Genomic DNA, 15406 nt, shown 5'->3' with positions numbered 1-15406 from the left:
TTTGGCGTAGGCCGATAATGATATAAAGGCTGTTGCGGCTAAAGGAAGAGAGCTTCGACAGAATAAGGGACTTTATGACGACAGCACCTAGTAATTTACCAACGCTTTCACCCGAAGGCAGTTTAAGCCAATATCTTCAGGAAGTTCGCAAGTTTCCCATGCTGGAAGCAACCGAAGAATACATGCTGGCCAAGGCATGGGTAGATCACGGCGACCGTAAAGCAGCCCACAAAATGGTTACAAGCCACCTGCGTCTTGTTGCAAAACTGGCGATGGGATACAGAGGCTATGGCCTGCCTGTTGCTGATCTGATTTCCGAGGGCAATGTTGGAATGATGCAAGCGGTCAAGCGCTTTGACCCCGACAAAGGTTTCCGTCTGGCGACTTACGCTATGTGGTGGATCCGAGCTGCTATTCAGGAGTATATCCTGAGAAGCTGGTCCCTTGTGAAAATCGGTACAACTGCTGCACAGAAAAAACTCTTCTTCAACCTACGCCGGATGAAAGGCCAAATTCAGGCAGTCGAAGAAGGTGACCTGAAGCCTGAAAACCTGAAGGTGATCGCAGACAAACTCGGTGTATCCGAAACCGAGGTTGAAAACATGAACCGCAGGCTGTCAGCCCATGATCACTCCTTAAACGCGCCTTTGAAGGCCGATATGGAAGGTGAATGGCAGGACTGGCTTGTGGATGAAAGCCCGGATCAAGAAACGGCAACCGCTGATAAGGAAGAAATGGATCAGCGCATGGCAATGCTCGAAGATGCCATGTCTGGCCTTAATGAGCGGGAGCAGCATATCCTGCGTGAACGCCGCCTCAAAGAACCTGCAACGACACTGGAAGAATTATCCAAAGAATACGGTGTTAGCCGTGAACGTGTTCGTCAAATTGAAGTGCGCGCCTTTGAAAAAGTCCAGAAAGCTATTCGACTGCAAGCCAGTTCTGTTTAAGCAAGCCGCTTAACCTTATTACTTTTTAGCTTTATCGGGTGATGTCAATTCATCACCCCATTCATCAATCAAGGCTTTCCTGCCTTGATTGATACGCCTTAATTTGTCTTTAGCCAGAATTTGCAGAATTGCGGCGGCGAACACAGGCCCCATAAAAATAAATGCATATCCAATGGCTGCGCCAGAATACATGCCTGCAATAGAAACTGGATTGGAAATTTGATAACTAAAGCTACTGGGGTTCTGCCAAATATCATACGCAAATGGGATAATCGTGGCTGCATTCAAGAGAAACACACACTGCAATTTCTCCATCTTCCACGGACCTGTGCCTGTATATACCAGCACCAAAGACGGCAGAAGTCCGATTGCAACAAAAGCGGCTGTTTGCCAGCTTAACACAGCTAAACCACCAGCCCCCAACAGGATCATTGTGACAAGTTTAAAGTTTGATGATGTATTTTGTTTCGCCATTTAACTTCAATGTTTCCCGAAATTTATTACTGCATGGTAACCAGCACGATTGTTAGGGTAAATATAATGAATGCCAGCGTTCTAGCGCCCTTTACCCCTTTCTCTAAAGCCTCAGGGTCTTTGGCTGATATGCGCCCCGAAAGCCTGAACCGATCTTTTTCCAACTTCGCCAAAAGACCGCGGGCATTGGCAAATGCTCGTGCGTCATCTGCCAACATTTTACTGATGTTAATGTCCGAACTGATCTTGGATAAATCACCGCCCTTTTTGAGTTTTTCCAAAAGGCTTTTGAGCCGTTCCTTGTTTTTCTGATTCTTCATACCCTTGATTGCAGGCATCAACCCGCTAACCAACTTATCGGTCAAGGATGGCAAAGGGCCAATCCTAAAGCGTTTTTGAAGCGCGCCGAAAAAATCTAAGCTTAAAGTATTAAACCGTGCTGAGTTACCTTGGGCGGACGACAACTTATTGAATTCTTGCTCTAAACCGCTTCCATGCTTTGACATAAAGGCTGCGATATGACGGTCCGTTAATACGTTGGCTACGTTCCCGGAACTCGCCAACCGGTCTAAGGCCTTAACGGCCTGATCTACGGACACAATCCAGTTTTTCTCAAACCGGTTACTCAAACAAGGCATCGAAGGATTTAATTCATAAAGAACACGCTCCATACCTTGCGCCAATTGTGTGCTCTTGGCTATGTCACCAACCTTACGCAACATAGCAACATGTTGATTGAACTCTGGCGCTTTTCCACCCAGTGTTTCCATCAAACTATTCAGAAATCGCGGTGCAAGAATTTCAGACAAGACCGTGAGCATTTGACGATCATCTTTTGCAAAAGCGTCGGCCAATATCCCACCAAGGTTATCAACACTTACCGCCAATCCTTTATAACGAATTGGACCTTGCGGGTATAAAAACATGCATATTCTGGCAATTGTTTCATGGTCGTGATTACGTGAACTAGCCATTCCTTCGGAAGGGTTGATCCCTAACTGTTTTTCTGCCCGTTCACTTAAAACTTCGTCACGAAACGACATTTGAATCCATGTGGCAAAATTCATATCACGCAAGAACTTCAGCGCGGCCTCTGGTTCGTTTGCAAATGCATCCGCGAGTAACCTCCGATCAATATAGGACTTGCCATTGAAACGTGTTGGCCGGTTCATTGACCAGGCTTTCATGCTCGTACGCTTTGGTTTAACAGCGCCTTCGAACCAATCCAGCACATCCTGCGCATCCCACCGTTCGCTTAGGTCATCGGCCATCAAACCCTTAACCAAATTACCGGTCGCCCCCGGGATTTCCTGACCACCACCAAGCGCCCAATAGGAACCTTGGTTGATCCGCGCGGTTATAAAACTTTCACCATCACGGCCCTGCCACGCTGCTGCCCTTACATTCAAACACAAAAGAGCCGCACCAAACTGGAAAAAATCACTTGATTTATCCCCTTTGGGTTTACTTCTTTCATCAGTGAAGCAATTTTCAAGAGCATCCAATGCATAATGATGCTTGTAACCGATAGGATAACTACAACATTCCCCAATCGTTATATCTGAACGATCGGCTTTCAGAAAATACATCGCAGTCGGCCTGATAGAGCGATGGGTGTGATCTATTTTATGAAGCCCGGCGATTGCCTTAAGGGTACAAAGGATAATATTTTGCCGGAGATGAAGTGGGTTTACTCCTTCATTCACAGCCCCCTGCTCTGTCATCAACGGGCCACCGAGCGGACGTTCAAAAATCGTAACCAATCGCTGCTGATCGCCGCCCTTTAATCCTAATGTCATTAGGCCACGATCTTTTGGGCAAACCAGATTAGCAATCGGTTTCTCTTTTAAGGCTTTATATAAATCTTCACGGACAGGGACTGAGGGATAATGAACCAAAGCATAAATTGCTGCGTCCGGGTTAGCACTATCTGAAACAGCATAGGCTTCACCGCCCGGTGTATTAAATTCAGGCAACGGTTCTTTTATTGCCACAGAGTAGCGTTCTGCGAACTTGCTTTTGGTCTTTGGTGCTGGAGCCAGATCAGAACTCAAGACGGCGCCCTTTCTTCTACAAACAGCACAGAATAGTAAATTAGCCCCCAAAGCTTAGAAATTTATTAACAAATTATTATTTAACGGGAAAAATTGTAGTAACGCAAACAATACGCATAAAAAAAGAAGCAGCCCTGAAAAAGAACTGCTTCCGATTGTAAACTTCGCTAAGTCTTTGTATTTAGTCTTTAAATGGGTCACGCACCAGAATTGTGTCATCCCGCTCAGGGCTTGTTGACAACATCGCAACAGGCACGCCAATCAGTTCTTCAATACGTCTGATATATTTAACAGCTGTCGCTGGCAGGTCCGCCCACGACCGAGCACCAAATGTGCTCTCGCTCCAGCCTTCCAGTGTTTCATAAACTGGCTCAACGTTCGCTTGATCTTCCATTCCGTAGGGAAGATAATCAATCACTTCGCCTTTGTGTTTATAACCAACACAAACTTTCAATTCTTCAAGGCCGTCAAGCACGTCAAGTTTCGTAAGCGCAATGCCCGTCACTCCGCTGATCGCTAATGTTTGGCGAACAAGCACAGCATCAAACCAACCACAACGACGAGAACGTCCAGTCACGGTTCCAAATTCATGGCCTTTTTCACCAAGATACTGGCCAATTTCATTTTCCTGCTCAGTCGGGAAAGGCCCAGACCCAACACGTGTTGTATAGGCCTTTGTAATGCCAAGAACATAATCAAGGCTAGCGGGGCCCATACCGCTACCACCAGCGGCCTGGCCTGCAATGGTGTTTGAAGAAGTCACAAAAGGGTATGTTCCATGGTCAACATCAAGAAGTGCACCCTGCGCACCTTCAAACAGGATACGCTGGTCACTTTCTTCCGCCTTTTCAAGCGTGCTCCATACATTCGTAACATATGGAAGAATTTTATCTGCCAGCTGCATCAAATCATCGGCAATTTCCTTACCGTTTATTTCTGCTTCACCGAGGCCGCGGCGCAGCGCATTATGATGCGTAAGCGCAACCTCAAGGCGGGCTTCAACAAGTTCACGGGAATGTAAATCACACACACGAACCGCACGGCGGCCGACCTTATCTTCGTAAGCAGGGCCAATACCCCGGCGTGTTGTTCCGATTTTTACACCTTTAGAAGCGTCTTCACGCAACGCATCAAGTTCACGGTGATACGGCATAATCAGCGTTGCATTGGCTGCAATCTGTAGCGTTTCAGGAGTAATTTCAACATCCTGCCCGCGCAAGGTATCCATTTCAGACAATAATGCCCAAGGGTCAATGACTACACCGTTTCCAATAACACTGGTTTTACCGCCGCGCACAATTCCAGACGGCAAAAGAGAGAGCTTGTAAACCGTTCCATCGATAACGAGTGTATGACCCGCATTATGACCGCCCTGAAAACGTACAACAACGTCAGCACGCTCTGAAAGCCAATCAACGATTTTACCTTTACCTTCATCGCCCCATTGTGAACCGATGACAACTACGTTGCCCATGAGATATCCCCTTTGTATAGGATTTCAGTGTATCAATTGTGGATACACACAACAGCCTGTTTAAATAGCCTCAATTTCGCCTGCAATCAATGCATGACTACAGTTTAATCGACGCGCTTCTTTGATACTATCTTCGCCTTCTGTCAAGCCCTGAATGGTCCGCCAGTTGTTTCTACGTAAATCCACTGCAACATTTTGCTGTGTCCCGGCAGGCAAATAGATTTTTTTGACCTGATTTGACGCTGGAAGCATGGCAAGTAAGCTATCAAGATACACAGAAAAGCCTGTTGCTGGTTCCGTAGAACCATCGGGGTAACTTACATCATAGTGACCGCCGCGGCCAATTTCGCTCGTTCCGCCTTCCGCAAAAATTGCGAAACCAATGCCTGTTTTATACTCAAACCCCTTACTCTCGCACGGATCAAGTGTAACGGATACATCCGGAACTCTTCTTGAGAGAACAGCCAGCATTTCCTCAACGCGTTTGATCAAACTACCCGCGCGTCCCGACAGGTTCAGGCCTTTCAAAATTTCAATTGATGTTTCTGCGGGACCAGCAGCACCGAGAAGAACCTCAAAAACACTACGCTGTTCGTCAGGTAGGCTTTGAAAGGCACTTATATCTTTCACGTCCAACGCTTCAATCACGCTATCCTGCAATGCTTCATCAACATCGAGATAGGCAAGGATATCTGCAATCATCGGGGCAAGCGTTATATCAACACTTAGCTTGTTTAGCCCAACGGAGGCCAGCGCCTCGCAAGCAAGCGCAATAACTTCAACCTCTGCGGCGACACTATCACTTCCTATCAGTTCAAAACCAGCTTGATAGAACTGGCGTGTCGGCCTGATTTGGCTGCCTTTTGTACGTAACACACTACCAGCATAAGCAAGTCGAAGCGGCCTTGGGCTTGTCGACAGGCGGGTTGCAGCCAGCCGTGATATCTGGACCGTCATATCAGCCCTAAGCGCCATCATACGCTGCGTATCTGCATCCATCAGGCGGAACATCTGCGCCCCCTTCAGCGCGCCCGGTCCAGCCAACAAGCTATCTTCATATTCAACAAGTGGCGGTGAAACACGGTCGTATCCATGACTTAGGAAAGTATCAACAAGCTGGCGAACCAGATGTGCTTCCTGCTCGGCATGTTCGCCGATCTGATCGCGAAAGCCTTCAGGCAACAAAGCCTGCTTTGCGTAATTTTTACTAACCTGTTGGCGGGCGCTTACACGCCCAGCCATATTTTTTGCGGTATTATCCACAGGACCAGTCATGATTGGTCCACTCCTTATGCTGTTTGTCGTCGTTGGCCGACTAACGCAGACCTAATCAGTCTTGGAGAAAGTCAACCTTTTTGCCTGACGTACATGAGCGAGAGCGGCCACTTGGTCAAGCACAATATCTTTTATTGGTTGATCAACAGCAATTAAGGCAACAGCTTCTTCACCTTCAACACGGCGACCAAGCGCAAATGTAGCAACGTTAACACCGTTATAGCCTACAAGAGAGCCCAAAGCCCCAATGAAACCGGGCTTGTCGTCATTTACCACATAGAGCATATGCTCAGATAATTCTGCCTCCATACGAACACCGTGAATTTCCACGATTCGTGGTAACTTATTTGCGAACAGCGTGCCTGATATCGTGCGTTCACCGCGCTCTGTCTCAACAGTTAAGCGAATCAGCGTATGATAGTCACCTTCCCGGTCATGCTTTACCTCTGTCACCTGAATGTTGCGCTCTTTCGCGATCACAGGCGCATTGACCATATTCACGCTGCTCATCAAGGGCGACATCAGACCTTCAAGCACAACAGCAGTCAGAGGCTTGGTATTCAATTCTGCAACATGCCCCTCGTATTCTACAACGACACGCTTCAGACCATTTTCGGTCAATTGACCTGCGAAACCACCAATCTGTTCAGCCAGTTTCATATAGGGCGTTAACTTCGGTGCTTCTTCCGCCGTAATAGACGGCATATTGAGGGAATTTGTAACACCGCCAGTTAATAAATACTCCGCCATTTGTTCAGCAACCTGCAGGGCAACATTCACCTGTGCTTCCGAGGTTGATGCACCAAGGTGCGGTGTACAAATAAGATTGGCATGACCAAAGAGCGGATTTTCTTTGGCTGGTTCCTCAGCAAATACATCGAGGGCGGCGCCAGCGACCTTGCCGCTATCAAGCGCATCCTTAAGCGCGGCTTCGTCAATCAAACCACCGCGCGCGCAGTTAACAATACGAACCCCATCCTTCATTCTTGCCAGAGCATCAGCATCCACAATGTTGCGGGTCTGATCCGTAAGCGGCGTGTGCAGTGAAATAAAGTCAACTTTCGCAAACAGTTCATCCAATTCCACTTTGGTTATGCCCATATCGCTCGCGCGTTCAGTAGACAAAAATGGATCGTAAGCAAGGACTTTCATTTTCAGGCCAAGTGCGCGCTCGGCAACAATAGAGCCAATATTACCGCAACCAATAAGCCCTAGGGTTTTGCCGGTTATTTCCACACCCATGAATTTAGACTTTTCCCACTTCCCTTCGTGGGTAGAAGCATTTGCCTGCGGGATTTGACGAGCGAGCGCCATAACCATTGCAATGGCGTGTTCGGCCGTCGTGATTGAGTTACCAAACGGGGTATTCATCACTACAACACCGGAATTGGTTGCTGCGGCAACATCGATATTATCAACACCAATCCCTGCGCGGCCGATAACCTTCAAATTCTTGGCAGCTTTCAATACATTTGGCGTAACCTTGGTGCTCGAACGAATGGCAAGACCATCATAATCACCGATAATTTCGATCAATTCTTCTTTCGTTAGACCTGGTTTAAAGTCTACCTCAACACCGCGGTCTTTAAACGTTTGCTCCGCAAGCGGGCTCATCTTATCTGAAATCAATACCTTTGGCATGATCTCGTCCTTTCATTAAAATGGAATAGGTGGGAGCACTGAATGCTCCCTGTATTTGATATAATGTTCACTCGGTATATTTGGGATAATAACCCTAAGCGGATTTCACGCTTGCATATGCCCAATCGAACCAATGTGTCAGCAATTCAAGATCGCTTGCATCAACGGTTGCACCTGCCCATATACGAAGCCCCGGAGGTGCATCACGGTAAGCCCCGATATCATATGCGACACCTTCGGCATCCAGAAGGCTTGCAACTTTCTTCGGAACAGCGGCCTGTGCGTCTTCATCAAGTGTATCAAGCCATGGGTCCGTAAATTTCAGGCACACTGATGTATTAGAGCGGGTGGATTGTTCAACAGCCAGAAAATCAATCCAGTCGGTTTTTTCAACCCAGTCTTCAAGAACCTTAAGGTTAGCCTCAGAACGAGCGATCAAGCTATCAAGGCCGCCTTCACTATCAGCCCAGTTTAGGGCATCAAGATAATCTTCAACACATAGCATTGACGGCGTATTGATTGTGGCACCAGTGAATATGCCTTCGATCAGTTTACCACCTTTCGTCAGACGGAAAATCTTCGGTAGAGGCCATGGTGGTGTATAGCTTTCGAGGCGCTCGACAGCACGCGGTGATAATATCAGCACGCCGTGTGCGGCCTCACCGCCTAGAACTTTTTGCCAGCTGTAGGTCACGACATCCAGTTTCTCAAACGGTAAGTCCATCGCAAAGGCAGCGGATGTTGCGTCACAGATTGTCAAACCTTCGCGGTCTTCCTTAATCCAATCAGCATTTGGAACCTTAACGCCTGACGTTGTTCCGTTCCATGTAAAGACTACATCGCGGTCTGTATCAATATGAGCAAGAGTAGGTAAATGGCCGTAACCAGCTTCCAGAATGCGGACATCCTCTATCTGCAATTGCTTGACAACATCAGTTATCCAGCCCTTGCCAAAACTCTCCCACGCGACCATATCAACGCCGCGGGCACCAAGCATGGACCAAAGCGCCATTTCAACGGCACCTGTGTCGGATGCGGGCACAATGCCGATTTTATAATCAGCAGGAACTTTCAAAATTTTACGGGTTTTATCTATCGCTTCCTGAAGCTTTGCTTTACCAGGCTTTGAGCGATGTGAACGTCCTAAAAGAGCGTTTTCAAGAGCATCCGAGTTCCATCCCGGACGTTTTGCGCATGGCCCAGAACTAAATTCCGGACGTAAAGGCGCCTTAGCAGGTCTTTCCATTTTCTCTACCCTTACAGATAGTTGCACCTCGTTGGGGAGGCGTGTCCCAATTGTTCATGCTGACCTCACAGACAGCCGCTTCCCAGTCGGGGGAAGTACCGAGGGCGACATTTATAGAAACTTGGAGGAGAGTCAAGGATAATATTCTGACACATATGTGAATTGATACGATACAAAAACTACTTTTCAGAAACAGTTTGATGAGAAAAACTAGCGAATGAAGTTTTGATCTGGTACGTATCACGTAAGAAATGATGAGTGGAAAAAAGAATGTCCAAACCTTCCATTGCAAAGATGTCAACTTTGGCTTTGGCCTCCACAGCACTGTTATTATCAGCCTGTGCCAGCAAAGGCCCTGAGAGCAAACTACCAAAGTTGGAACCCGCTCAAAGAGCCCAAATTCATAAAAACCTGATCAAAAGCTGGGATACAGACAGAAACGGCGTTGCTACGTGTGATGACGTTTTACAAAGCCGTAACGCACTTTTTGACAGTTTGGACAAAAATAACGATGGGCTGTTACGTAAAGGCGAATATCGTTTAGCGGCGTTCGAAGATAAATCATTTGTTTTCATCGAGTTTGATACAGCGGACACTGATGTTTCTGGTCGTATCGACCGATCAGAGTTTACGATAATACCAAACAGAAGCTTTCAAGGTATCGACCGCGACGCCAATTGCATTTTGGATGAACAAGAAGCCGTATTGGCTGCCTTTGCAGACCGAAGCAGACTGGGCGCGCGCGGATCAGAAGACAAGAAGAAAAAACGTGGTCGCGAAGGCGGAAAAATCGACGATATTGACAACTAATTCCATCGTATCAGGTACATTTATCTGCCCTGTTGAATTTTTTTGAGCCGTACCGTTTTCTTCGGGTCGCCAAGCATATCAGACCAGAATTTAATACTCAGATCATTGATTAGCCTCGTTTCTGCATTCAATAAGATGACGTGTCCAATACCATGATCTGGCGCGTAAGCCACATTGCTGCGATACCCCGTCACACCGCCACCGTGGAAAACAAGCGTGTCATCACCAAAGTCATAAATTCGCCACCCATATCCATAATGGGCATCCGCCAAATAATCGCGCCAGTCACGCTTATAAAGCTCTTTCTTCGTTCGAACACGCTTGTTCGTGACGGTGTTCACAACACTTAATGGCAATATATTTTCATCATGCACCATTTGTGCCTCGACCCATTTCGCGAGGTCAGTGATACTTCCATTTGCACCCGCTGCAGGGGCAATCTCGTAATAGTTCGGGGTAACCCTCGTCGATCGCCATCCCCGTCGAGTCTTCACATGTGGGAGCGCACGATTACTACTCGCCTTAAAGCCGTCATAGCCGATACTCGCCGTCTTCATCTTCAAAGGCGTTATGAACTCCTGCTCAATCAAGTCTTTGTATGTCTGACCTGTGCGTGTCTCAATTGCAGGTTCAATAAGACTGAAAACAATATTTTGATACCCATAACAATTACCCGGTGAACAGATGGGGTTAACACGTTTGAACCGAGGAATTATTTTATCAACACTCCAACCGTCTTCCAAATAGTTGTCATAAGCATTGGGAATGATCCCGGCGCTGTGGCTAAGAAGGTGGCGCAATTGCACACCAGACGTATGTCCCCGTTTCTTTAACTGAAACCCGGGCACAAATTTGGTAACCGGCTCATTCCAACCAAGCTTTTTCTCTTCGACAAGTTTAGCCGTTAATGCACCTGCAAAGGTTTTCGAAACCGATGCCCAACGAAAAACAGTATCTGCATTGACTTTTGCCGTTTCGCCTTTTTTTCGTTGCCCATAGGTTTGAATTTTATAAATTTTACCGCCGCGCAGGATCGCGTAAGCCCCGCCCGGAATTTTATTCTTGGTCAAAAGTTCTTTGAAATGCGTATCGAACAAACGTACTTTTGCATCAAACTTGTCACCTGGTTCATTAGCTGGCTCATTGGTCGAAGCAGCAGAAAGGGCGGGAAAAGCCGATATATTACAAACGGCTAATGAAACAACAGCAAGGAGGAATAATCTTAACATGGGTTATTCATACCATAAGATTAAAATTTTACACCTCAATAAATCGTTTAATGATTCTGAGGGTCAAATCAGTCTTTTCAGCATGGAACCAGTGGCCGGTGCCTTCAATCGTTCTTACCTCGGCTTTTGGAAATAAGGACAATATCTGATCCCTGTAATCTGCTGTGATATAGTCAGAGTTTCCACCGCGGATGAAAAGCGTTGGCCCCGTGAATGATCCCTCTTTCATGCCGGCTGCAATATTGGGGTATTGGGATTTGATGGCCTCAAGGTTTATCCGCCATCCCCAATCGCCATTTTCCTGCTTACGCCAGTTCGTTAGAAGGAAACTTAAAACCGCGGGTTCATGCTCGTACGCGCTTAAAATTTCCTGTGCGGCCTTCCTGCTATCTGGCGCTTCGGCGGCCACTGCTGTCATTCCTTCGAGAATACGCCCATGGTTTGGCCCATACTTAACGGGCGCGATATCGCCTACAATCAATTTACTCACGCGCTCCGGGGCCATAAGTGCCAACTGCATCGCGGCCTTTCCGCCCATGGAATGACCAAACACATAAGCACTTCCAACATTTTCACGGTCCAAGACACGCAGAACATCTTCAGCCATTAAATTATATGACATTTCATCAACATGCGGGCTTCGACCATGATTACGCATATCAACAACGATCACTTTATACTCAGCCTCTAGGCCGCGCACTAATGCACCCAAATTGTCAAGCGAGCCAAACAAACCATGCAATAATATGATTGGTTCACCCTCTCCGCGTACTCTATAGAATAAGTCCATTACACCCAAATCCACTTTGGCTTTCCGTGACTGCCCGTTACTTCACAATGATTTAACATGCATATGCCCAAGAGGTCCATGCCCTACCCCCAACTCGGGTGCATGCTTTATCGCCTCTTTTACAAACTGACATGCGCCCGTAAAAGCCGTTTCGACTGTTTCACCGTTTGCTATGAAAGCAGCAACTGCACTGGCAAGCGTACAGCCCGTTCCGTGAGTATGGCGTGTTTGCAGCTTGGCATTCCTCACCCATTGTTTTTGATCAGCAGATAAAAGGAGATCAGCAACAGCGTCGCCTTCCAAATGTCCCCCCTTTAAAATTACATTTTTAGCGCCGATATGCTGAAGGGCAACTGCGGCCTGTTCCATATCTGCCTCGCCGGAAATGTTAGCGCCAGTAAGCAACTGAGCCTCGGGAATATTAGGCGTAACAACGTCAGCACGGCCAATCAGAATTTTTAGCTGTTCAAGCGCGCTCTCTTGTAATAACGGGTCACCCGATGTTGCAACCATCACTGGATCAACCACCAGTGTACCAGCCCAGCCAATCTCATCGATCGTCTTCAAGACGGTTTCGATTGTCACGGCATCATGCAACATACCTGTTTTAATAACATCAGCGCCAATATCATCGAGCACCGATAACATTTGCGCCCGTATAAAACCGGGATCCACAGACAATACCGCCTGCACACCGAGTGTATTTTGCGCGGTCAAGGCCGTTATCGCAGTGGATGCGTACCCACCAAGCATGGTCACCGATTTAATATCAGCCTGAATACCCGCACCGCCACCAGAATCAGACCCTGCAATAATAAGAACCCGACCTGTCATGAAGGCATACCCTTTTGGCTATAGTGCTTCGATCGCATGGCAAACGCTGTCAACAACTTCGGTTACAAGGTCTGCATTATCACCTTCTGCCATCACCCGAATAACAGGTTCAGTTCCAGATTTGCGGATAACCAAACGCCCAACACCCTCAAGTTTCTTCTCTGCTGCCGCGATAGCCTTCACAACACTATCGGCGCTCAGCGGATCACCTGATTTAAACCGCACATTTTTGAGTAATTGAGGCACAGGTTCAAACTGATTACAAACATCAGAAGCCTTAAGGCCGGATTGTTTAATTTCTGTCATGACCTGAAGTGCAGAAATCAAACCATCCCCTGTTGTTGTAAAATCATTAAGGACGATATGGCCTGATTGCTCACCACCAACGTTCATCCCTTTTTCGCGCATCCGCTCAACAACATATCGGTCGCCAACTTTCGTGCGTTCCAATACCATGCCTTCGCTTTCCAGGAGGCGCTCTAACCCGAGGTTCGACATAATTGTTGCAACAAGGCCGTTACCCTTCAAAATACCGCGTTTTTTCCAATTACGGGTAATAAGTGCCATCAGTTGATCACCGTCAACAATCTGGCCCTTTTCATCACACAGGATCAAACGATCAGCGTCCCCATCCAACGCGACACCAAGGTCCGCACGGGTTTCGATCACTTTCTGACACATAGCCTCTGGGTGCGTAGACCCGCAATCGAGGTTAATATTAAAACCATTAGGTTCGACACCCATTGGGATAACTTCTGCGCCGAGTTCCCAAAGCACCGTCGGAGCAACCTTATAGGCAGCGCCGTTTGCACAGTCCACAACGACACGCAGGCCGTCAAACGTAACGCCCGCCGGAACCGTTGCTTTCGCGAACTCTACATAGCGGCCCTTTTCATCCTCAAGGCGCATGGCTTTGCCAAGTTTTTCAGGCTCCTGTAAAATGGATGAACTATCACTATCGATAAAATGCTCGATCCTTAGTTCCTGCTCGTCAGAGAGCTTGTACCCATCAGGGCCAAAAAATTTAATGCCGTTATCATAATGCGGGTTATGGCTTGCGGATATCATCACCCCTAAATCTGCACGCAGCGATTTCACAAGCATCGCAATCGCTGGGGTTGGCATTGGCCCCACAAGGACCACGTCCATTCCGGCTGCAACAAAACCCGCTGCGAGCGCTGGCTCAAACATATAACCGGAACGGCGCGTATCCTTACCGATCACAACGCGGTGCACATGGCTACCGCGGGTAAAAACACGCCCCGCCGCAAGGCCTATCTGCATAGCCTTTTCTGGTGTTAAATTGCCTTCGTTTACACGGCCACGGATACCATCAGTTCCAAAATATTTACGTGACATGCCTTCTTTGCCCCTTAATGCATTAGACGATATTTAGCTATTAGGTCTTTACTTACAGAATGAGCCTTAAATAACTCTAAACATTTTAGTTTTCAGATACATACCAGATATGATCAAAATATGACTATCAATCCCGAATATCCATTGTACCCGCATCAATAAAGCCCTGTATCATCCGTGCGGCCTGAACGGTTTCCTTAACGTCATGAACGCGGAACAATTGAACCCCTTGCTGCATTGCAAGGGTGGCTGCGGTGATTGACCCTGGCATACGTTCTTTGGCGTCCAACGTTTTTGTTACGGCTTCAATAAAACGCTTACGCGACGCACCGAGCATAATCGGGCAGCCAAGAGTATGGAAAAGTGCGATATTATTGATAAGCGCCAGATTATCTTGAACCACACGCTTGCCAAAGCCAATCCCCGGATCGAGGATCAAGCGGCCTTTATCAATGCCCGCGTCAACGCAGGCCGCTATACGTTCACTTAAATGATCATAAACATCCAACAGAATATGATCATAGTCAGGCTGATCCTGCATGGTTTGCGGCGTGCCCTGTGCGTGCATCAAGATAATCGGTGCATCCCTATCCGCAGCGACCTTGATACTTTCTGGATCGTAAGTTAGGGCCGAAACGTCATTGATGATATGCGCGCCAGCATCCAAAGCCTTATCCATAACAAACGAATGGCGGCTATCGATAGAAATTGGGATTTTTTCACTGCGCAGAGCCGCAATAACGGGTTCAACCCGCTCCCACTCTTCGCCTTCCCACACAGGTTTGGCGCCCGGGCGGGTGCTCTCACCGCCCACATCAATGATATCAGCACCTTCAGCAATCATTTGCCTTGCGCGCCTTAACGCTTCACCTTGATCAAGGAAATCACCACCATCCGAAAAACTATCCGGTGTTACATTCAAAACCCCCATGATAATCGGTTTTGTATAAACAAGATTTCGCTCAAGACCGGAAAGCTCGGTCGCCGTTATATTTCTCTCAAAAGCTTCTAATTGCTCTGAGGCTTGTGCTTGCAACATATCTGGCAAGCTGCTTAGAAGCGCCTGAGTACCGTCTGCCACACTAACCTGTTTATCAACAAGGATTGTCGATTGATCACGCACAAGAACTCGAACGGATAAAAAGCGGATACCGGTTCCACCAAGTTTGATGCCTTGAAGGCCACCAAAAACGGAACCGACGGGTACAAGGTAAATCCTCGCCCCGTCGGAAATATTGTTTAAAATGTTTTCAAACACCTAGCAAAAAGC

The 15406-nt window shown here is 47.4% G+C and carries 13 protein-coding genes; 2 read left to right on the top strand and 11 right to left on the bottom strand.

Annotation, left to right across the window (positions count from 1 at the left end; all coding sequences use genetic code 11):
* Window positions 1-74: 74 nt before the first annotated feature.
* Window positions 75-950 (top strand): RNA polymerase sigma factor RpoH, encoded by an 876-nt coding sequence (gene rpoH / locus KFF44_RS06100; protein WP_255938197.1) that lies wholly within the window; start codon window positions 75-77, stop codon window positions 948-950.
* An 18-nt stretch (window positions 951-968) separates the two neighbouring features.
* Here rpoH and KFF44_RS06095 read toward each other — a convergent pair whose 3' ends face one another.
* The 6 genes from KFF44_RS06095 to KFF44_RS06070 form a co-directional block, all read right to left on the bottom strand.
* On the bottom strand, window positions 969-1424 hold the full coding sequence (locus KFF44_RS06095) for a hypothetical protein (RefSeq protein WP_255938195.1): 456 nt from the start codon (window positions 1422-1424) through the stop codon (window positions 969-971).
* Between the two features lie 26 nt (window positions 1425-1450).
* Window positions 1451-3478 (bottom strand): hypothetical protein, encoded by a 2028-nt coding sequence (locus KFF44_RS06090; RefSeq protein ID WP_255938194.1) that lies wholly within the window; start codon window positions 3476-3478, stop codon window positions 1451-1453.
* A 181-nt stretch (window positions 3479-3659) separates the two neighbouring features.
* On the bottom strand, window positions 3660-4952 hold the full coding sequence (locus KFF44_RS06085; RefSeq protein WP_255938193.1) for an adenylosuccinate synthase: 1293 nt from the start codon (window positions 4950-4952) through the stop codon (window positions 3660-3662).
* A gap of 60 nt (window positions 4953-5012) precedes the next feature.
* Window positions 5013-6227 carry an ATP phosphoribosyltransferase regulatory subunit gene (locus KFF44_RS06080; protein ID WP_255938192.1) on the bottom strand — a complete coding sequence of 405 codons (1215 nt, stop codon included), beginning with the start codon at window positions 6225-6227 and terminating at the stop codon, window positions 5013-5015.
* A 51-nt stretch (window positions 6228-6278) separates the two neighbouring features.
* The gene (gene serA / locus KFF44_RS06075) at window positions 6279-7868 is read right to left on the bottom strand and encodes a phosphoglycerate dehydrogenase (RefSeq protein ID WP_255938191.1); all 1590 of its coding nucleotides are present in this window, start codon (window positions 7866-7868) and stop codon (window positions 6279-6281) included.
* A gap of 94 nt (window positions 7869-7962) precedes the next feature.
* Window positions 7963-9114, bottom strand: coding sequence for a phosphoserine transaminase (locus tag KFF44_RS06070; RefSeq protein ID WP_255938190.1), 1152 nt, complete (start codon window positions 9112-9114; stop codon window positions 7963-7965).
* A gap of 270 nt (window positions 9115-9384) precedes the next feature.
* Between KFF44_RS06070 and KFF44_RS06065 the strand changes: the two genes are divergently transcribed.
* On the top strand, window positions 9385-9924 hold the full coding sequence (locus tag KFF44_RS06065) for a hypothetical protein (RefSeq protein WP_255938189.1): 540 nt from the start codon (window positions 9385-9387) through the stop codon (window positions 9922-9924).
* Window positions 9925-9944: 20 nt separating this feature from the next.
* On the opposite strand, the gene KFF44_RS06060 is transcribed toward KFF44_RS06065, so the two are convergent.
* The 5 genes from KFF44_RS06060 to folP form a co-directional block, all read right to left on the bottom strand.
* The gene (locus KFF44_RS06060) at window positions 9945-11153 is read right to left on the bottom strand and encodes a serine hydrolase (protein ID WP_255938188.1); all 1209 of its coding nucleotides are present in this window, start codon (window positions 11151-11153) and stop codon (window positions 9945-9947) included.
* A gap of 28 nt (window positions 11154-11181) precedes the next feature.
* The gene (locus KFF44_RS06055; RefSeq protein ID WP_255938187.1) at window positions 11182-11958 is read right to left on the bottom strand and encodes an alpha/beta fold hydrolase; all 777 of its coding nucleotides are present in this window, start codon (window positions 11956-11958) and stop codon (window positions 11182-11184) included.
* 27 nt (window positions 11959-11985) lie between these two features.
* Window positions 11986-12777, bottom strand: coding sequence for a bifunctional hydroxymethylpyrimidine kinase/phosphomethylpyrimidine kinase (thiD, locus tag KFF44_RS06050; RefSeq protein ID WP_255938186.1), 792 nt, complete (start codon window positions 12775-12777; stop codon window positions 11986-11988).
* An 18-nt stretch (window positions 12778-12795) separates the two neighbouring features.
* On the bottom strand, window positions 12796-14136 hold the full coding sequence (gene glmM, locus KFF44_RS06045; RefSeq protein WP_255938185.1) for a phosphoglucosamine mutase: 1341 nt from the start codon (window positions 14134-14136) through the stop codon (window positions 12796-12798).
* 127 nt (window positions 14137-14263) lie between these two features.
* Window positions 14264-15394 carry a dihydropteroate synthase gene (gene folP, locus KFF44_RS06040; protein WP_255938184.1) on the bottom strand — a complete coding sequence of 377 codons (1131 nt, stop codon included), beginning with the start codon at window positions 15392-15394 and terminating at the stop codon, window positions 14264-14266.
* Between the last annotated feature and the right edge of the window lie 12 nt (window positions 15395-15406).

The sequence above is a fragment of the Kordiimonas sp. SCSIO 12610 genome, from assembly GCF_024398015.1.
Lineage (GTDB): Bacteria > Pseudomonadota > Alphaproteobacteria > Sphingomonadales > Kordiimonadaceae > CANLMI01.
The sequence above is the reverse complement of the archived record's forward strand: the minus strand, read 5'-3'. Positions and strand labels throughout refer to the sequence as shown.